The 19,348-nt window shown below is 63.0% G+C and carries 14 protein-coding genes, 1 tRNA gene and 1 pseudogene; 6 read left to right on the top strand and 10 right to left on the bottom strand.

The window, feature by feature from the left end:
• Nucleotides 1–108: 108 nt before the first annotated feature.
• Nucleotides 109–594 (top strand): SRPBCC domain-containing protein, encoded by a 486-nt coding sequence (locus tag QMA10_RS07895; protein WP_290167319.1) that lies wholly within the window; start codon nucleotides 109–111, stop codon nucleotides 592–594.
• Nucleotides 595–603: 9 nt separating this feature from the next.
• Nucleotides 604–1,977, top strand: coding sequence for an FAD-linked oxidase C-terminal domain-containing protein (locus tag QMA10_RS07890; protein ID WP_290167317.1), 1,374 nt, complete (start codon nucleotides 604–606; stop codon nucleotides 1,975–1,977).
• Nucleotides 1,978–2,024: 47 nt separating this feature from the next.
• Here QMA10_RS07890 and QMA10_RS07885 read toward each other — a convergent pair whose 3' ends face one another.
• From QMA10_RS07885 to QMA10_RS07865, 5 genes are all read right to left on the bottom strand, one after another.
• Nucleotides 2,025–3,740 (bottom strand): glycoside hydrolase family 13 protein, encoded by a 1,716-nt coding sequence (locus QMA10_RS07885; RefSeq protein WP_290167315.1) that lies wholly within the window; start codon nucleotides 3,738–3,740, stop codon nucleotides 2,025–2,027.
• A gap of 132 nt (nucleotides 3,741–3,872) precedes the next feature.
• Nucleotides 3,873–5,228, bottom strand: coding sequence for a DUF4032 domain-containing protein (locus QMA10_RS07880; protein ID WP_290167314.1), 1,356 nt, complete (start codon nucleotides 5,226–5,228; stop codon nucleotides 3,873–3,875).
• A 117-nt stretch (nucleotides 5,229–5,345) separates the two neighbouring features.
• Nucleotides 5,346–6,437, bottom strand: coding sequence for a sn-glycerol-3-phosphate ABC transporter ATP-binding protein UgpC (gene ugpC, locus QMA10_RS07875; RefSeq protein ID WP_290167312.1), 1,092 nt, complete (start codon nucleotides 6,435–6,437; stop codon nucleotides 5,346–5,348).
• Between the two features lie 130 nt (nucleotides 6,438–6,567).
• Nucleotides 6,568–7,344: a trehalose-phosphatase gene (otsB, locus tag QMA10_RS07870; RefSeq protein WP_290167310.1), complete on the bottom strand. Its 777-nt coding sequence runs from the start codon at nucleotides 7,342–7,344 to the stop codon at nucleotides 6,568–6,570.
• Nucleotides 7,341–8,804, bottom strand: a complete 1,464-nt coding sequence (locus tag QMA10_RS07865; RefSeq protein ID WP_290167308.1) for a trehalose-6-phosphate synthase — start codon at nucleotides 8,802–8,804, stop codon at nucleotides 7,341–7,343. The genes otsB and QMA10_RS07865 overlap by 4 nt, the downstream gene beginning before the upstream one ends.
• A 169-nt stretch (nucleotides 8,805–8,973) precedes the next feature.
• Here QMA10_RS07865 and QMA10_RS07860 point away from each other — a divergent pair, with 169 nt between their 5' ends.
• Together QMA10_RS07860 and QMA10_RS07855 are read left to right on the top strand one after the other, a co-directional pair.
• Nucleotides 8,974–9,846: a thioredoxin domain-containing protein gene (locus tag QMA10_RS07860; protein ID WP_290167306.1), complete on the top strand. Its 873-nt coding sequence runs from the start codon at nucleotides 8,974–8,976 to the stop codon at nucleotides 9,844–9,846.
• A 150-nt stretch (nucleotides 9,847–9,996) separates the two neighbouring features.
• A tRNA-Thr gene (locus QMA10_RS07855) sits at nucleotides 9,997–10,070 on the top strand.
• Nucleotides 10,071–10,361: 291 nt separating this feature from the next.
• Here the strand turns inward: QMA10_RS07855 and QMA10_RS07850 are convergent.
• Together QMA10_RS07850 and QMA10_RS07845 are read right to left on the bottom strand one after the other, a co-directional pair.
• On the bottom strand, nucleotides 10,362–12,740 hold the full coding sequence (locus QMA10_RS07850; RefSeq protein WP_290167305.1) for a glycoside hydrolase family 3 N-terminal domain-containing protein: 2,379 nt from the start codon (nucleotides 12,738–12,740) through the stop codon (nucleotides 10,362–10,364).
• 280 nt (nucleotides 12,741–13,020) lie between these two features.
• Nucleotides 13,021–13,998 carry a DUF5692 family protein gene (locus QMA10_RS07845; protein ID WP_290167304.1) on the bottom strand — a complete coding sequence of 326 codons (978 nt, stop codon included), beginning with the start codon at nucleotides 13,996–13,998 and terminating at the stop codon, nucleotides 13,021–13,023.
• 126 nt (nucleotides 13,999–14,124) lie between these two features.
• On the opposite strand from QMA10_RS07845, the gene QMA10_RS07840 reads away from it, so the two are divergent.
• Nucleotides 14,125–14,736, top strand: coding sequence for a TetR-like C-terminal domain-containing protein (locus QMA10_RS07840; protein ID WP_290167302.1), 612 nt, complete (start codon nucleotides 14,125–14,127; stop codon nucleotides 14,734–14,736).
• A 287-nt stretch (nucleotides 14,737–15,023) separates the two neighbouring features.
• Here the strand turns inward: QMA10_RS07840 and QMA10_RS07835 are convergent, their stop codons facing one another.
• From QMA10_RS07835 to QMA10_RS07825, 3 genes and pseudogenes are all read right to left on the bottom strand, one after another.
• Nucleotides 15,024–16,361, bottom strand: coding sequence for an MFS transporter (locus QMA10_RS07835; protein ID WP_290167300.1), 1,338 nt, complete (start codon nucleotides 16,359–16,361; stop codon nucleotides 15,024–15,026).
• Between the two features lie 10 nt (nucleotides 16,362–16,371).
• Nucleotides 16,372–17,367 (bottom strand): PDR/VanB family oxidoreductase, encoded by a 996-nt coding sequence (locus tag QMA10_RS07830; protein ID WP_290167299.1) that lies wholly within the window; start codon nucleotides 17,365–17,367, stop codon nucleotides 16,372–16,374.
• 11 nt (nucleotides 17,368–17,378) lie between these two features.
• Nucleotides 17,379–18,493: pseudogene (locus QMA10_RS07825) on the bottom strand (aromatic ring-hydroxylating dioxygenase subunit alpha).
• A gap of 241 nt (nucleotides 18,494–18,734) precedes the next feature.
• Between QMA10_RS07825 and QMA10_RS07820 the strand changes: the two are divergent.
• Entirely contained in the window at nucleotides 18,735–19,319 is a 585-nt protein-coding gene (locus QMA10_RS07820) for a PadR family transcriptional regulator (RefSeq protein WP_290167297.1), read from the top strand.
• The last annotated feature ends 29 nt before the right edge of the window (nucleotides 19,320–19,348 follow it).

The raw sequence follows: 19,348 nt of genomic DNA, 5'->3' as shown, positions 1-19,348 counted from the left end.
CCCGTACCGTGTGGTACGGGCCTCAACTGTTTAACCAGCACAACCGCCTCACCCGGCTGGGCCGCTTGCCCGCCCGCAGGCAGCCGGGCCCCGGGCTAGGCTTGGAGAATGAACTCCTCCCTTTTTTCACACGCCGGGCAGCCCGAGCCGGCGCAGGAACCAGTTTTCCTGCCGGACATCGTCGTGGAACGGACAGTCCCGCGCGAGTTGCACGAGGCATTTAACGGTTTCACTGAATACGTGCACCTGTGGTGGCCGGAGGAGCACACACAATTCGGGGAGGGCACACATCCGGAGTTCGAAGCGGATGCTCTGACGGAAACCGGGCCGGCGGGAGAGTCCGCCGTGTGGGCGACGGTGGCTGAAAGAGTGCAGGACGCTCAGCTGCTTTTGGGCTGGAGGGTGCGGCACAGCCCGCAGACCCCAACCACGGTGACGATAAGCTTCGCACCAGCAGATGAAGCAGGCACCCTGGTCTCAGTCACCCATTCCGGCTTGGACATGGTGGCGGATCCGGTGGAGACCCACCAAGAATTCGCCGCATTCTGGCCGCAGGTTATGGATCGTTACGCCCGCTTCATGGGTGCCCGGTAGCATCCTCGTATGACAGCCGTTACCCTTCTGGACCTCACTCGCTCGCTGCCCGGGATTGAGATCGACACCGCGCCCCAGACGCTGGCAGCCTATGGAAGCGATCAGGGTCCGGTCCTGGAGTACATCAATCCGTTGGCGGTGGTGTGGGCGGAGTCCGTTGGCCAGGTCCAGGAGATTCTGCGCTGGGCGTCGCTTAGCGGCACTGCAGTGGTTCCCCGCGGTGCCGGGACTGGTGTGTCCGGAGGTGCGCATGCCACGGCCGGGTGCATCATCCTTAGCCTGGAGCGGATGAACAAAATCATCGAGATTCGGCCGGAGGATGAACTCGCCGTCGTGGAGCCGGGGGTCATCAACGCGGATCTCAACGCCGCTGCAGCCGAATTCGGGCTCATGTACGCTCCCGATCCCGCCAGCTACCGGATATCCACCATCGGAGGAAACGTCGCCACCAACGCCGGCGGACTGCGCTGCGCCAAATACGGGGTGACACGGGACTCCGTCCTGTCCCTCGACGTCGTGCTTGCCGACGGAACGCTCGTCACTACGGGTCGGCAAACGTTCAAGGGGGTGGCTGGATATGACCTGACCGGTCTCTTTACCGGCTCCGAGGGGACGCTGGGAGTAGTGGTGGGAATAACCGTGCGGCTGCGCTATCTCCCCGTGGATGTCTGCACTGTTGCCGGATTCTTCCCAAACATTGAAAGCGCCGCTGCCGGGGTGCTGGCGGTGGGCCGCGCCCGGGTCCAGCCGGCCATCATGGAACTGCTCGATGCCGAGACCATGGTGGCGCTGGACACTGCCCACGGCTCCAACCTGCGTTCCCGTGGTGCAGCCCTGCTCCTCATTCAGACGGACGGTTACGGCGCCGCAGCCGAGGCCGATGTCGTGCGGTCGGTCCTGGGGGAGCTGGGCGGGGAGGTCAGTATGGAGGGATCTGTTGAGGCACTGGAACTGGTGGACCTTCGCCGGCACAGCCGCGGAGACGCCGTCCACACCGAGCACCGGGTAGGAGAGGACGTTGCGGTGCCGCGCTCCCGGCTGGTCTCCTATATTGCCGAACTGAACCGGATGGCGCGCGAGCGTAAGGTTCGGCTGAAAGTGGTGGCACATGCGGGAGACGGAAATCTGCATCCCACCTTCTGGGTGGACAAAACGGAGGGCCGCGCCGGCCTGCAACGGCTGGACGCGGCCCTCGATGAATCCATTGCCCTCGCGCTGACGATGGGTGGAACGATCACCGGGGAACACGGGGTGGGCCAGTTCAAGCTCCGCTGGCTGGCGCAGGAGCAGCAGGAAGAAGTCCTGGAACTGCAGCGCAGGATCAAGTCGGTCTTCGACCCTGCCGGGATCCTCAACCCCGGGAAAGCGATCCTCGCCCGCTGAGGACACCGGGCGGCACTGGAAAGCCGCCCGGTGCTCTCAGCAGTACCCTAGGGAAGACGAAGCCACACTGTGCTGTTCGGACGGATTTTGGTTCCTTCCATTGCGGAGGCCGAGCTCATGGCAAGCACCGGAAGTTCCGGCAGCTGGATGGGGTTGTCTCCCATGTTCATGGCAACCAGAACGTTTCCGTTGACAAAGGCGACGAGGCCTTCGGCATCGTGCTCCGGCCACCATGCGAGGGAACCGGCGCCCAGTGCCAGTTCCCGCCGGATTTCCAGTGCCATGCGGTACATGTTCAGCGTCGAGAATTCGTCCCTGCGCTGGATGTCGCGTGAATGCCGGCCCCAGTAGCCCGGCTGCGGAAGCCAGGTTTTGCCCGTGGAGCTGAACCCGAAGGACGGTTCATTCACCCGCCAGGGCAAAGGTACGCGGCTGCCGTCGCGTCCCACCCGAACCCCTGCCGTGCGGTGATAGGTGGGGTCCTGCCGGTACTCGTCGGGCATCAGGGTGTGGTCCGGGAGACCGAGCTCCTCGCCCTGGTACAGGTACACGCCGCCGGGCAGTGCCAGCATCAGCATGGTGGCCGCCCGGGCCCGCGCAGCACCCAGCTGATAATGCGGCTGGGTGTCATTGGGGCCGATGCCGTCGCCGCTGCGCAGATTGTTGGCCTCCAGGCCGAAGCGGGACACATGGCGGACGACGTCGTGGTTGGACAGCACCCACGTAGTTGGAGCGCCCACCTTGTCAAAAGCCCGCAGCGAGGAATCAATGATCTCCCGCAGCTTCTCAGGGCTCCAGGGATGGGTCAGATAAGCGAAGTTGAAGGCCTGCTGCATTTCGTCGGAGCGTACCCAGTCCGTTAGCCGGTCCAGCGGGTCAACGTTGGCCTCGGCGCACAGGACACGGTCACCGTCGTATTCGTCCAGCAGCTTGCGCCACGAACGGAAGATGTCGTGGATGCCCGGCTGGCCAAACATGGGTGCGTCGTATCCGGGAAAACCTTCGGAGGAAGCGCCGTCGGCCTTTCCTCCCCAGTCGGGCAGCCCGGACTTCTTGATCAGCGCATGCGCCACATCCACCCGGAAGCCGCCCACGCCGCGGTCCAGCCAGAACCGCAGGATGCGCTCGAACTCCTCCCGGACGGCAGGGTTGTCCCAGTTAAAGTCCGGTTGGGAGGTGTCGAAAAGATGCAGGTACCACTGGCCGGGGGTTCCGTCCGGGTTCGTGACCCGGGTCCAGGCCGGTCCGCCGAAGTGGGATTCCCAGTTGTTTGGCGGATTTTCACCGTTTTCACCGGTTCCGTCCCGGAAGATGAACATCTCGCGCTCGGGAGACCCGGGCTCCGCGGCGAGTGCCGCCTGAAAGAGGGGATGCCGGTCGGAGCAGTGGTTGGGCACCAAGTCCACGATGACCTTGATGCCGTATTCATGGGCCTTGGCCACCAAGGCGTCGAAATCTTCCAGGGTGCCGAAGATGGGGTCAACGGAGCAGTAGTCGGCGACGTCGTAGCCGGCATCTTTTTGAGGGGACCGGTAGAAGGGCGAGAGCCAGATGGCATCGATTGCCAGGTCGGCCAGGGCCGGGATTTCTGCGGTGATGCCAGGCAGGTCGCCTACCCCGTCACCGCGGAGATCCCGGAAGGACCGCGGATAGATCTGGTAGATCACCGAAGAACGCCACCATTCGCTTCCGGGCTGGCCGTCATGGACGGGGACAGTCTGAAGCGAACCTCCCTGGAATGCGGAAACTGCTGATGCAGACATGTTGCGGGCGGATCCTCCTGTCTCAGGAAGTTTCTTAATCAGTTCCATCGACACCATTAAACGCAACAGCTGCGGCCGCTGCCATGAAGTGCACCACAGGCCGCAATGACGCCGCGCGGGTGCCGTCCGGCATTATTCCGGTGCGCCGCCGGACTCCAGGATGTTCATGGTCCTGGTGTCGGTGGACAGCAAAATGGCTGCCTCATCCCGGCGGTGGCGGAGCACAGTGTTCAGATAGGACTGCACAGCCTCCGCCATGGGGACGTTGCGGTTCTCCTTTTCCGACATGTACCACCGGTGTTCGAGCACCTCATGCACAACCTCGGCCTGTTCCAGTTTGCTGCCCAGTTCCCGGGGCACGGATTTCACTATGGGTTCAAAGACCTGGGTGACCCACAGATGCGCGCTGAGTTCCTCGTCCAGCTCCGGATGGTTGTCCGCCCGGTAGGAATCCATGTCATTGAGCAGGCGGCGGGCCTGGTTTTCCTGGGCATCAAGGCCGGTCAGGCGCAGCAGGCGCCGCTGGTGGTGGCCGGCGTCGACGACTTTAGGCTGGAGCTGCACCTGGCTGCCGTCGGCAGTGGTGTTGATGGTGAGTTCGTCGACGTCGAAGCCCAGCTCATTCAGGCGGCGGATCCGGGCGTTGACCCGCCAGCGTTCGCCAAGTTCGAAGGATTCCTTCTCCGTGAGTTCTGCCCAGAGGTTCCGGTAGCTCTTCATGATGCGCTCGCTGGTGTCGAGCGGATCCACGCTGTCTTCAATCAGCCCGCCCTCTGCGAGGTCCATCAGTTCCCCGGCAATGTTCACGCGGGCAATTTCCAGATCATATTCGCGCTGGCCCCGGGAGAGCTCTGGATAAAGCTCACCGGTTTCGGCATCCACGAGGTAGGCGGCGAACGCTCCTGCATCCCGCCGGAAGAGGGTGTTGGAGAGTGAGACATCACCCCAGTAGAACCCTGCCAGGTGCAGCCGGACCAGCAGCAGAGCCTGGGCATCAATGAGGCGCGTGAGCGTGACCTGGCGCAGCGTCTGGGAAAAGACCGCACGGTACGGCAGCGAAAAGCGCAGATGCTTGGTCACGAGAACGGGCTGCAGATCCTGGCCGTCCGCATCGTAGCGTCCGGTGATAACCGCCACCGGTTCCACACTGGGGACGTTGAGCCGCCGGAGCTTGCGCAGCATGTGGTATTCCTGGCGGGCTACATGCTCGCTGGTTTCCTTGATCGCGATCAGTGAGTCGCCCATTCGGGCGAAGCGCACCACGTGGCGGGAGATGCCGCGCGGAAGCGCCGCAAGGTTGTCCTTAGGCCATTCTTCAAGCGGCAGATGCCACGGCAGGTCCAACAGTCCGGGATCCATCGAGGCAGCTGTGATGTTCAGGGACGCGAGTGCCTTTTGAGGTACTGAGGGACGGGTCCGGGGCAGTTTTCCCTGCTGTTCCCAGTCTGTTGGTTCATCACGCCAATTGGCGCCTGCGGGTTCGGTCATAAGCACACGCCTTTATCGAACGTCCTGCTGGAACGGAGATGTTGTTAAACAGATATGCGGTGGCCCCCCGATACGAGTCTAGAACAGTCGCAGGGGCCACCGCATATTGGCCGGGTGTTAGGCCTGATCCGCCAGCCGTTCACCGTTGCTGGTGTCGAAGAGGTGCACATGGCCCTGCTGCGGACGGACGTAGAGGGTGTCGCCCTTCATCGGAGGACGGCGCCCGTCGACCCGAACCACCATGTCGCGGTCCGTGCCGTCCAGCGTGGTGTGGCCGTAGACGTAGGCATCGGCACCGAGCTCTTCCACCACGTCAACCTCCACCTTGAGTCCGGCGCCGGAGGAATCCACGATTTCCAGGTCCTCCGGGCGGACGCCGAGGGTGACTGTGTTGCCAGCCGCTGCCCCCAGCACGGAGCTCGCCACCGGGTAGATGGCACCGCCGAAAGCGACGCCGCCGTCCACCACGGGCAGTTCCAGCAGGTTCATGGCCGGGGAACCGATGAAGCCGGCGACAAAGACGTTCCTGGGGTGATCGTACAGATTGCGCGGGGTGTCCACCTGCTGCAGGATCCCGTCCTTGAGTACCGCAACGCGGTCGCCCATGGTCATGGCCTCAACCTGGTCATGGGTGACGTAGACGGTGGTGACGCCCAGGCGGCGGGTCAGCGATGCAATCTGGGTGCGGGTCTGCACGCGCAGCTTCGCGTCCAGGTTGGACAGCGGCTCATCCATCAGGAAGACCTGGGGGTTACGGACGATCGCGCGGCCCATGGCGACACGCTGACGCTGACCGCCGGAGAGGGCCTTGGGCTTGCGGTCCAGGTAATCCTCAAGGTCCAGCAGCTTGGCGGCCTCGCGGACGCGTTCCATCCGCTCTTCCTTGCCGACGCCGGCGATCTTCAGCGCAAAACCCATGTTGTCCGCGACGGACATGTGGGGATAGAGGGCGTAATTCTGGAAAACCATGGCAATGTCACGGTCTTTGGGCGGCACATCAGTGACATCGCGGTCACCGATAAGGATGCGGCCGGAGTTCACGTCTTCGAGTCCGGCGAGCATACGCAGGGAGGTCGACTTTCCGCAGCCGGAAGGACCAACGAGAACCAGGAACTCGCCGTCGGCGATCTCCAGGCTGAGGTTGTCCACTGCCGGCCGGTCAGTGCCCGGGTACAGGCGGGTGGCCTGGTCAAACGTTACCGTTGCCATGATATTTCTCCTTCACGGGCAGGTACGTGCCCGACGATCCGTTGTGAAGTGCTTATGTAGTTGTAAAGCCGGTGGCAGCGGTTGTGGCCGCGGTCACAGGGTCAGTATGCCATACCCGCTCCCCGGCGCATCATTTGTGCGCACGGCGCAGTTCCAGCAGGTGCGCCAGGACCAGGCTGAAGCCGGCAGGGGAGTCCACCCGGAAGGGGGCGCGGGTCTCCCCGGGACCAATTTTGATAGCCATGTCTCCGGGCTCCAGAGCGGCAAAGCCGTGTTCATCGGTGACGTCATCACCGGCGAACAACACTGCGGTGGCGCCGGTGATTTCGCGCAGGGCGCGGATTCCTTCACCTTTGTTGGTGTGGACAACTGAGGCTTCCAAGACCCGCTTGCCGTCCGTGAGCTGCACGCCGTCCAAGGCGCCAAGCTTCCGTCGGGCCGCATCGGTTGCGGCTGAGGCGACATCATCCGGAGCGCTGCGGGTGTGGAGTACGACGCCGGCCGGCTTTGTCTCCAGCCAGGTCCCCGGGTGGGACGCGGTCACCTTATCCACGGCTTCGCGTGCCCGCACCAGCAGGCTGGCCTGCTCCGGCGTCAAACGCAGCGGTTCCGCGTTGGGTCCGGTCCACGCCTCTGCGCCGTGGCTGCCGATCAGCAGGGTTTCCGGACCAGGTGAGGCGGTCCGGCGCAGGCTGTCCAGGGCGCGTCCGGAGATCAGGGCAGTGAAAGTATCCGGCAGTTCTCCCAACGCAGCCACCGCCGCCGCCGATGCCGGCAGCGGCCGGGCGTCGTCGGCGTGCTCCACCAGGGGTGCGAGCGTACCGTCAAAGTCCAGGGCCACCAGCAGCGTTTCCGTGTCCGCCACACGTGCCAGCGCCTGTGTCAGGTCCTCGGGAAGGCTGTTCACCGGGCTGTCTCGCTTTCTCCCTGCTGCAGGGCGCTGAGGAAATTCTTTGACCAGCGTTCGACGTCGTTCTGCAGGACCTGCCGCCGCATCAGGCGCATCCGGCGCTGGGCCTCCCGGTCCGGCATATTGATCGCCGTCAGGATGGAATCCTTGACCCCATCGATGTCGTGCGGATTCATGAGGACCGCCTGGCGCAGCTGGTCCGCTGCGCCGGCAAATTCGCTCAGCACCAGCGCACCGGTGTTGTTGATGCGGGCGGCCACATACTCCTTGGCCACCAGATTCATCCCGTCGCGCAGCGCAGTCACGAGCATGACATCGGCGGCAAGGTACAGCGCCACCATTTCCTCCACGGGGTAACTGTGGTGCAGGTAGCGGATGGCGGTGTTGCCCATGGTGTCGTAGGTGCCGTTAATCCGGCCCACTGTGCCCTCAACCTCTTCGCGCAGCAGCCGGTACTGTTCCACCCGCTCCCGGCTGGGGCTGGCGACCTGGATCAGGGAAGCGTCGGCGACGTTGAGCTTTCCGTCTTCCAGGAGTTCCCCGTACGCCTTGAGCCGGTGGCTGATGCCCTTGGTGTAATCCAGACGGTCCACCCCGAGCAGGATGGTCTTGGGGTCACCGAGTTCCTTGCGGATTTGCTTGGACCGCTCGATGATGTCCTCGCGTTTGGCCAGCTCGGTGATCTGGTCGACATCGATCGAGATCGGGAAGGACTCGGCCCGGGACACGTAGGACACGCCGTCTTCATTGGTGACGTGCACCTGCTGCTGACGGACGGTGTGTCCGGCGAAGCGGCGTACGCAGCGCAGAAAGTTGCTGGCATCCGAAGGGCGCTGGAAGCCGATAAGGTCAGCTCCGAGGAGACCCTCGATGATGTTGCGGCGCCAGGGCAGCTGGGCAAAAATCTCCAGCGGCGGGAACGGAATGTGGTTGAAGAAGCCGATCTTCAGGTCCGGGCGGTTCTTGCGCAGCATCTGCGGCACCAGCTGCAGCTGGTAGTCCTGAACCCAGACAGTGGCACCCTTGGCAGCCATGGAGGCGGCGGCGTCGGCGAAGCGGCGGTTCACGGTCCGGTAGGAATCCCACCAGGTGCGGTGGAACTCCGGCGGCGCAATGACGTCGTGGTAGAGCGGCCAGAGCGTGGCGTTGGAGAAGCCCTCGTAATAGAGCTCTACTTCGGAGGCGCTCAGCGGCACCGGCAGCAGGTGCATATTGTCATGATCAAACTCGCCCAGCTCTTCATCCGCGGCCCCGTGCCAGCCCACCCATGCGCCGTCGGCCTTGGCCATCACCGGTGCCAGCGCAGTGACGAGCCCGCCGGGGGAGCGCCGCCAGCTCTCGCCGTCGTCCGTCTTTACCCGGTCCACCGGAAGGCGGTTGGAAACTACGATGAAATCGAAATCGCCATACCCGTCCGTGGCATTCTGTACTGCGGAATCAGCGGCAGCAGCGTTCACGATAGGCACCCCTTGTTTGGCTTATGTATTTAGGCCACTCTATCCAAGCCCGGAAACTTTATGCCTGCCGGGGCCGTTGGAAGTTAGGGTGAACACCCCTGTGGCCTAAACTGTTGCCTGCCGGCCGCATGCCCAAAACCGGGCAGGCGTGAGAGAGACATGAGGAACTATGACTGAGCGGAACCCCAAGCCCAGCAAGGCCGATCGCACTGCTGCTGCGCGTGAACAGGCGCGCGCCCTGCGTGAAGCCCAGAAGAAAAAGGAGCGGCGCAACAAGCTTCTGATTCGCTGGGGCGTGGTTGTTGCAGTGGTGGCGGTGATCGTTATCGTTGCGTTAATCGTGATGACTTCCATGCGCAGCGGCAACGGAGCGGAGGCAAAGACCGGAGAATCCCCGGCCAATGCCAACGAGTACGGTGGCATTACGGTGACATCCACCACCTCGCTGGAGCCGGCTGAGCCGTTCAGCGTTGACGTTAACTCGCTGCCGGATGCTCCCACCGACGCCAAGGAAGACGCCCCCGTTCCTCCGGGTATTGCTGCGGCAGAATCCGGCCAGCCGGTTCCGATTGTGGCCTACGTTGATGTGAACTGCGTGCACTGTGCCGACTTCGAGAAGGCCTACAACTCGCAGATCGCCACCTGGCTCGACGCCGGCGAGGTCACCTTCGAGTACCGCACCGTAGCGTTCCTGGACCGCGGGTCACCCACGAACTATTCCTCGCGCGGCGCCAACGCTGCAGCCTGCGTAGCGGACACCAACCCCGAGTCCTACTGGGACTTCATGACCGCCCTCTTCGGCAACTATGACAACGGAGAAATCAAGAACGCAGAGCTGGCTGACATGGCCGGGTCCGTAGGCGCGGGCGATGCGTCCGACTGCATCCAGAATGACGGCTTCCGCGCGTTCGTGAACTACACGGACCGGCTGGCCCGCGTGGACTACGTCGGCGGAACCCCCACCGTGTACGTCAACGGTGAAGAAACCAACCCCAACGACTTCACTGCCGCCGTCGAAGCAGCAATCGAAGCAACCAAGTAACCGGTTTCGGTTTTCCCGGTGCCCGTTCCGCGCGGAGCCTTTCGCTGGTTTCGCGCGAACGGGCGCTCTGGGCTAACCTTGACTAGCGCAGTTGCCGTGTTTGCCTTTGGGAAGCACGACGACGGCGGTTTGCCGGCTTTGGCCGGCGCCGCCCCCTTAGCTCAGCTGGCCAGAGCACCTGTCTTGTAAACAGGGGGTCGCCGGTTCGAATCCGGCAGGGGGCTCCGCGAAACCCCTCCTGATCAGGCATAAGGCCGATCAGGAGGGGTTTTTTCTTGTCCAGTTTTCGATCCGCTACACGTTTACAACACGCTTTCACCCCTGGTTCCACCGACTCCTCCAGCTGCACTGATCATGATGTTGCGCGGATCCCAGGCGCCGATGCACGGGGCAACCATTAGGAAAGCGACTGCTGCTGTGAAGAGAGGTTCCGCCTACAGCCTGCGGACACATTGAGACTGGCCTGCAGGCGGAACCTCCGGCCGGAAAAGTGGATCCGGGGCTGCTCGTCGTGATTAGTAAGTTAACCCGAAGCCGAACGGGAACAGCTCGCCGTCGGCCGTTTCTTTGTAGCCGGGCAGGTCGCTGAACTGCTCCCGGACGGCGAGGCTCGTGCCGGCCAGGGCGAAGGGCATCTTTCCCTGCGGGCTTATCTTTCCGGAGAGGAGATCGAAGAGCGCTGCGTCACCCATTCCGAAGCCGGCGATAATGCCGCCTGCGTCCCGCAGCCCGCTGGCTTCGTCAAGAACGTATGGCTGACGGAAGTAGACGTGCAGGATCACTTTGCCGGGGTCACCGACTTCCGACATAACATCCTGAATGGTCTCGAGGGACGGGGTGATTTCCCATGACTTTGACTCGGCCATGCCGGTGAAATCCAGGACGCTTGACTCCCAGGGCAATGACCCTCCGTAGCGGAGACCGTCGTCGGTGCAGTCCTCAGCGCCTTCAGTGACGCAGGCGTCCGCCGCACCGTAGACGCTTGTCCCGTCCAGCCCGGCTACACCGTCAAGGGTTACCGGGTTGATGTGGTCGGGGTTCAGGCCCGTTTCCGGGTCGTTGCTCTGATAGGAGTCGGTGTTGGTGTTCTTAGCGGTCACCGAAATCACCACATGATCGGTGTCCGCTGCACTGGGCCGGTTTGCGGGGTCCGCGGTGTTTCCGTTAGTGACTTTGTATCCGTAGCCCTTCACGATGTCTTCGTTAATGTCACCGAGGATGTAGACATCGGAACCGTCCTTGAGGGGCAGGGCATTCCCGCCGGCCGCGGTCTCCTCATTCTGCAGGAGGACCGCAGACTTCCGCTGCAGATCCAGCCCAACCTCCCGGTTGTCCTCACTGCCGATAGTGGCCGTTGCGGCTGCGGGATCAACGTAGGGGTTTTCGAAGAGACCCATGCGGAAGAGCGGCTCCACGAGGCGTTCGGCGGCCAGCGTGACCCGCTCCTCGCTGACGAGTCCTGCCGTCACCAAGTCCGTAATGACAGTGACGTCGTGGAATCCGGACAAGGTATCGGTGCCTCCGTTGATGGCAGCCGCCACCCGTTCAGGGACTGACTTGTCTTCAAGCCCCCAAGCCCTGTCGTTGATGATGCCGGTGTCGGAGTTAACGTAGCCGCTGAAGCCCAGCTGGTCCCGCAGCAGGTCGTTGACCACCTGCCCGGAGAACGCCATGCCGGTCTGGTCGTAGGTCACGCCCTCATGCGTCACCCCCACCGGTGCGCCGTAGTACGGCATGATGGACGACACCCCAGCATCGATGGCTGCTTCGAAGGGCTTGAGGTGGTATCCAAACCCGTCTCCGGGGTAGACCTGGGTCTTGCCAAAGGAGTAGTGCGCGTCCAAGCCAAGTTCTTGGGGTCCTCCGCCGGGGAAGTGCTTCAGGGTCAGGGCCACGGAGGTTTCGGGGCTGAGCGAAACACCATCTTCCACCGGTCCCTGCAGGGTTTCGACGAGTGATTCCATGATGCTGGCGTTGAGATCGGCATCCTCGGTGAACGTTTCGTGGGCACGGTACCAGCGCGGTTCCGTGGAGAGGTCTGCCATGTAGCCGTACATCCCGCGTAAGCCGATGGATTCCCACTCCCTGCCCATAACGCCGGCGAAGTCCTCGACAACCGACATGTCCCCGGCGGTTGGATCCCCGCCCGTCTGTGCTGCTTCCTCGCCCAGCGCTGCGGCAGCAATCCCTGCCTCTTTCGGGAAGGCAGTGAATGCTCCTGCGGCCTCGTTGATCCCCGCGCGTGCATCAGGATCGATGTGGTTGCGTGCATTTGATTTGAACAACATGGGAATGCCCAGACGGGTGGCTTCGCCCAGTTCCTGGACCGAGTTTGTGTACTGCGCGGCTTCTTCAGGGGTCAGGGACGTGCTGGCGGCAAAGCTTTCACCAGCCTTGCCGCAGGTAGCTTTGTCTGCACTGGTTACCACGTTGCGGAAGACGAACCGGTGCATACGCTGGGTATCGATGTAGTCAGTTGCGACAGGGTCGAGCGTCCCGCGGACGTTCGTCTCCGGATCACAGGCGGCGTTCAGCGTATCGATCAGCATCAAGCCGGATTTCTCCTCCAGCGTCATCTGGGTTACGAGGTCTGCGGCCCGGTCCTCGACGGGCAGGCGCCAGTCCTCATAGGAATCGAGCTGGCCATTGTCGTTGAGGTCCTTAAACGATTGTCCGTCCACGTCAATGATGTTTTTCACGCGGGCATCCAGGGCGGGCGGCTGGGCAGGGTTCCCCTCATTTCCGGCACCCTTCCCGGCGGTCGGTGAATCGGCTTTCGACTCGGGGGCTGTCTCCGCGGCGGGGGAGCAGGCGCCGAGTACGAGGATCAGAGGGAGGACAGCCGTGCCCAGGGCTCGTGCCCGGCCGGTCTTCCAGTTCTTCTCTGCTTGCATTGCAACCAACTCTCCATCGAGTAATAGATGATTATGCCGATCCGATACGGCCCTCCCACTGTGGCCTCCGGCACTCCGGGCAGGGGAGCGGTTGCCACATGTTGCCCATGAGCCACGGGTTGCCATCCAGACACCGGACGCCGGAAACGGTGACCGTTTGAACGTAACGAAAACACGACAATCCATAACAATGGCCACCGGAACAAGGGTTCCGGTGGCCATTGTCTGTCTGAGGTTTGTTCGCTGCGCCTGGGCTCTGAGCCGGCGGCGCTTGGCAGGATTAGACGGTAACCGGCCGGTCCTCCCCCGGGGTCCCCGGCAGGACAGCCGACGATTCACCGGCAAGGTTCGCGTCACGCACCTCCCGGTACGGGCGCAGGTCGGTGTACAGCTCGTCACGCAGCGGGTTGCGGTGCCGTTTGACGATGGTGAACACCTGGTAGGCCGCGACGGCGATGTTGGCCGCAAGCGAGATAGCCGATACGACGAACAGCGCGGTGGGGTTGTGTGAAGACTCGACGGCGAACGGAGACGTGCTGACAAACGTCGGAACCGCCATCGTAAACATCATCCACAGGGCCAGGGTGTGGGCGCGGTGCTGCAGCCAGGCGCCCTTCTTGATGAAGAACGCGGGGATGGTGCAGGAGATGAGCAGTGCCGCACCGGCGTAGAACGAGTGGTCGCCGACGCAGTTGTAGACGTAGGCGAAGTTCCACAGGTCGTAGGCGATGATCCAGAACCACATCATGTCCGGCCAGATCATGTCCTTCGACTTGTCGCGCGAGACGATGATGCCCGTCCAGCCGCAGATGGTGAGCAGGTTCAGGATGCCGGCGACGGCATTCATGTAGTTCCACGGACCGCCGACCATGAACACGCCGTCGTGCATGCCCTGCAGGCCCGCCACCTCGAAGTCACGGATGACTGCCTCGGCGATGTTGATCGCCAGGATCAGCGCAGGGAACATGAGCATCCAGCGGTTCTTCGCCAGACGGGGAACATAGCGGATGAGCATGAAACCCAGGCATCCGAAGAGCGCCGAGTACACCTTCACCCAGTGGAACCAAGTACCCGTGGATGATCCTTCCCCGGCCGTAGTCGGCCACACGAACACGGTCAGGAGGATGGGCAGCGCAACGAAGAAGGCCAAGCCCGCCCACTTCCAGCGCCGCGTCACCTCATTGAGTGCAACGAGGGCAACCAGGACGACGCCGAACATCGCCCAGGAGTACCAGGGAATTGATTCGAACAGGAACATTGAGGGACCTCTCCTTAGCAGCCCGGTATATGAGTACGTTCGGATTTAAAGGTAAAAACGTCCGCGCCACGGGTCATTAGACAGTTCATGTGATGTGTGAAGTGACGCCCGGTGTTACTTTCAGGCATGACAGACGGTGTCTCCGGCATGAAGCGGCAGATGGATGCGAGAGCGGCGCTCGCGGCCGCGCTCAAGGTACGGCTGCGCTCCCGGGCACTCGATCGGGTGACAGTCACCGAACTGGTCCGGGACTGCGGACTGACACGGCAGGCGTTCTACTATCACTTCTCCGATGTGAGGCAGCTCGCGGTCTGGATGTTCGAGACCGAGGTCGCCCGCCGTGTCCGCACCTTCGCCGCTGACGTGGGCTGGGCCGACGGACTCGTACAGTTGCTGCTCTACCTGCGGGAGAACCGTGAATCGACGCTCGGAGTTCTTGACGGCGTAGGCCAGCCGGGGGTCGAACGTTTCCTGTTTGGGCAGATGCGTCCCGTCACCGAGGCCGTGATGGACCAGGACGGCGGGGGGCCGTCGCGCCCTCAGGACCGGAACCTGGTGGTGGACTTCTACACTTCGGCCGTGCTCGCCGTGGTTCTGCGCTGGGTCGCGGAGGGCATGGTGGACCACCCGTACAAGGTGGTGGGAGATCTGGAAATCATGCTGCACGGCGCCGTGCGGGAATCCGGCCGCCGGCTCGACGCCCGGGCGGCGCCGCGGGGGAAGAACCGCCCGACATAAGCCTGCCCAGTGCCCGGGATACTGCAGCGCGTCCATCTTGGAAACCGCCTCGACAACGAGGCCAACGGTTGCGGGACGAACTTCAGCAGCGTGCACGCTGTAGAGGCTCGGGCCGAGAAGATTATCTTCTCCGGCAAGGAGGCCTTCGGCCCCCTTGCCGGGGATCGGTTCGCTGCTGCACGGGTTCCGGGAATGCCCGCGGCGCTGACCCGCGCAGCGAAAATCTCACCACATGCCGCCACGGCACATGGGAAGGCGCCCGGGACCGTGCTTAGCAGTTCAAAGCACTAGTCGTTCGATCCTGGCGAGGCAGCCGGCGCAACGGCGATTGCGGGTTCAGGAGCTTCCTCGTACGGGCGCAGCTTCCACAGCGCCAGTGCAGCCAGGACCACAACTGTGGCAACACCAATGTAGAGACTGACCGGGGTCCACCCGGCGTCGAGCAGGGCGCCGACCAAGATGGGTGCAAGAATCGCGCCCACCCGGCCAACGCCAATGCCCCAACCGACACCCGTTGCGCGCACCGCCGGCGCATAGCTCTGGGGTGCAACGGTGTAAAGCCCGGCAATACAGCCGTTGATGAGCATTCCAACCACCACCCCGCTGGAGAATGCCAGCAACGGCACCGAAGTGCTGATGATGAACAGGACGAGAGTGGCGGAGGAAAGCACCGTGAAGGTCATCAACGTTTTCTTGGCGTCCCACTTGGTAGTCAGGGCGCCGTAAAGCAGAGAGCCGAAGGTTCCGCCCATGGTCAGCATGAGGCCGCCGACTATTCCCTGTTCCTGTGTCATTCCGGATTGCACGAGCAGTGTCGGGGTCCAGGAGTTGGCGAAGTAGAACCCGAACATGATGAGGAAGAACGAGCCCCACAGCAGGACGCTGGTGGTTCGGTAGCGGGGGCTGAACAGCTGGGCCATGCTGCTCTTCTCTACTCCCGCAGACGGTGGGGCGGCACTCAGCTGCACTTCTCCCTGCAGGTTGAGCCGGCGGGCCATGCGGGCCAGCTGCTGCCGCGCGCCGTCGTTCTGCCGGGTGCGCAGGTAGTCCACTGATTCGGGCAGCAGAGCCGCAACCAGCACGGCTGCCACAACGGTCAGGAACACCGAGCGCCAGCCAAACGCGGGAATCAGCTGGGTGGCGCCCATGCCTCCCAATGTTGCGCCTACTCCGTAGCCTGCGGTGAAGATGCTGATTGCCAGCCCTCGATACCGCTTGTTGGAGTACTCACTGGTGATCACCGTGACCGTGGCGAGGATGCCGCCGATGCCCAGGCCCGTCACTACGCGCCACACCCCGAGATGGAAAGCGGACCCGGCAGTGGCGGACAGGAGAAGGCCGAAGGCGTTCACGGTCAGCGCCACCAAGAGCAGGCGGCGCCGGCCGTAACGGTCAGCCAAGGGGCCGAAGGCCAAGGCCCCGACAGCCATGCCGATCAGCCCCGTGCTCAGCAGCCAGCCCAGTTGAGAGCCGGACAGGCCAAATTCCGCAGTCACGGACGTGGCAGTGAAGGCCATGGCGAGCACGTCATAGCCGTCGAAGGCATTAAGGAAAGTGGCAATTGCCACGATGCCCCATTGGTAAAGGGACATTTTCGAGGAGTCAATGCTTTGGCGGATGTCCATGCTGGACCTTTCAGGAAACGTCAATGGTCAGGAGAGCAGGCCGCTCTGCCCGGTGCACATCATTGCTGGCTGCCCGTGAAACACAGCAGCACATTTTGGTGTTGGGTTCCTTTTGCCGGTCGGAGTAAAAGACGTCGCGGTGATCCAGATGTCCGTCCAGGCCAAGGACTTTGACCTGGCACAGGCCGCACTCGCCCTTCCGGCAGTCGAACATCATCTCCACGCCTCGACGCTCCAGGGCTTCAAGCATCGATTCGTCGGAATTGACCGTCACCTCAACTCCCAAGCGGGGGATCCTGACGGTGAAAGGCTCCGGATCGAACCATCCGCTGTTGCCGAAGGTCTCGTAGCGGAGATTTGTCGGGTCCAGGCCCTGCGCAAGCCAGGAACGCCGGACAGCATCCATCAGCCGGATGGGGCCGCACATATAGAGTTCCCCGCCCGGGGGCAGGCTCCTCACCAAGGCATCCACGTCGAGGGAGGACCCTTCCTCATCGATATGGGCTTCCAGCCTGTCTGCGTGCAGGCTGGCCAGCGTTTCCGCATAGGCCATTGCCGTGCGGCTGCGCACGGCGTAGACGAGCCGGTAGTCGGCGCCAAGACTGCGCAGCAGGGCCGCCATGCCGGCGATCGCAGTGATGCCGATACCTCCGGCCAGCAAGAGATAGGTGGGGGCGCCGACCCGCAGCGGGAAATTCTGAAGGGGCTGCGTCATCTCCAACACCTGTCCCGGGATGAGCTGGTGCATGAAGATTGACCCGCCGCGGGACGTGGGGGTGAGGAAAACACTGATCGCCAGCTCCGCACCATCGGGACTGGCATCCACCACGGAGTAAGAACGGACGACGGCGGCGCCGTCGATCAGGACCCGGACATCAACATGTTCTCCGGGCCGGACCGGCTTGGGCAGCTCGGGGTGCAGGACGATGCGGCGGATGCCTGCGGCGACCTCCTCCACGTCGGATACGGTGCCGGTTTGCCAGACCTGTGAATTGGAATCGGCCATGGTTGGCTCCTTTAAGCGCGTGCGGAAAGGGGTACGGCGGTGGTCAGTCGACCTTCTGCCTCCAGGGCCCGCTCCAGCATCCGGCGGACCCACATCCCCCCGGCATCGATGTTGAGGCTGTAAAACTCGTAGTCCGGGTTGGCATCGATGGCTGCCTGCTGTGCCTGCAGCATGGCCTCGTCTTCGCCGAAGACACCGTGGACGCCGTTGCGCAGCTGGGTAGTGATGAGCTGGCTGTCGAGACGGTAATTGCGCATAAAAGCCCAAAAATAGTGGCAGGAGCGGTCCGTCTCCGGGGTGATCGTGTTCATGACATACCCGTTGACGCCGCGCGAGCGGTCACCCTCCGGGGCGCCCGTACCCGCCTCTGCAACGCCGACGTCGATGCAGATGGTGGACGGGAAGTAGTAATGGATGATTTGCCAGCGGTCCACCTTGCCCTCGAAGCCCGGGAACTTGTCCCGCATGTTCTTGAGCCAGAACGGGGGAGCATCAATGTTGTGCATCCACCGGCTGACGGTGACGGAGTTTTCATCGTGGGTGACTTCGAACTCGGACTCGCTGAGTTCCTCCTGCCCGATCGAGGAGCTGTGGACAAACTCCTCATGGGTGAGATCCATGAGGTTGTCCAGTACGAGCTGGTAATTGCACGGGGCGTGGATCGTCTCCCCGTCCCCGGCCCATTCGGTGCTCGCCAGCTGGTGCATGTCCGGAATCAACGATGGATCGGCCATGGTGGGGTCTCCCAGCCAGACCCACAGATAGCGGTAGCGCTCGGTAACGGGGAACGAGGGCACGGTAGCAGAGGGGTTCAGTGTTTCTTGGGCGGGCATGGAAGTGCACCGGCCTGCAGAGTTGTAGCGGAGGCCGTGATAGGGGCATTGAATCTCGTCCCGGCCAATCAACTTTCCCTGCGACAAGGGTGCCAACCGGTGCCAGCAGGCGTCGGCGAGGGCTACCGGGCGGCCATCCTCGGTGCGTAGATGGCCAGCGGCCTGCCGGCGACCGTGCGGGCCAAGATGCCCTTGGACGTGACTTCATGGTCCCACGCGGCAACGTACCAAGCGTTGAGCGGGTGGGAGAGCAGCTTCGCAGTCGTGGTGGTTTTGGTGGCGTGGACTGTCATGGCGGTGTCCTTTGTGCAGTCTGTCCGGGCGGTTGATTAATACCTATGCAAATACCTATAAACATAGTTATTGAGTGAGATTCCTCACAGCGTAGCGAGCTGATGTCCGAGGTGCAAGAAGGAGGTCTGGGTGGGGGCGTACGCCGGGGTGCCGCCCCCTGCCTCGAGCAGCAACTGCGGCTGCGCGTGAACGAGGCTAGGCTCGAGGGGAGGCCAACGCTTCAGAAAGGGAGGTTGAGGGTTGAGTTTACGAATGGCGCTGCTGGCACTGCTGTCCTCCGGTCCCATGACCGGGTACGACGTCGGCAAACAGTTCAGCGCCTCTGTGGGCCACGTCTGGCACGCGCCCGACTCGCAGATCTACCCTGAAATGCGCAAGCTGCACGGGGAAGGTTTGCTGTCAGCCAAGCCGGTGCCCTGGGGGTCCCGCGGTGCAACCAAAACGCAATATGCACTGACCTCCGCCGGTGAAAACGCCTTGCGGGAGTGGCAGGACCAGCCTTTTCAATATGTTCGCGACCGGGATCCGGCACGCCTAAAGGCGGCATACTTCGAGTGGGCGTCCCCTGGAGCTGCTGCACGACAACTGCGGGCGCACATCGCCCACCACGAAGAACAACGCCTGCAGGCGCTCAGGGTGATCGAGGAGCTTCAGGAACGGACCCAGCCCACTCTGGCCCGACGCCTCAACGGCTATCCGGAACAGGAATGGGATCGGATTGTCCGGTTCAAGGTATTCGCTTATGAGGGTCAGGTGGCCAACGCGGATAAGGAAATCGCGTGGGCGCTGCGGGGGCTGGAAATCCTTCAGGACCTGGGGGAGTAGCGGGTCGGGTGGGTCTGGTCGTTGAATCG

The organism is Arthrobacter sp. APC 3897, assembly GCF_030407495.1.
In the GTDB taxonomy this organism is placed as follows: Bacteria; Actinomycetota; Actinomycetes; order Actinomycetales; family Micrococcaceae; genus Arthrobacter_B.
Note: the sequence above shows the minus strand (reverse complement) of the source record. Positions and strands in the feature narration are given on the sequence as shown.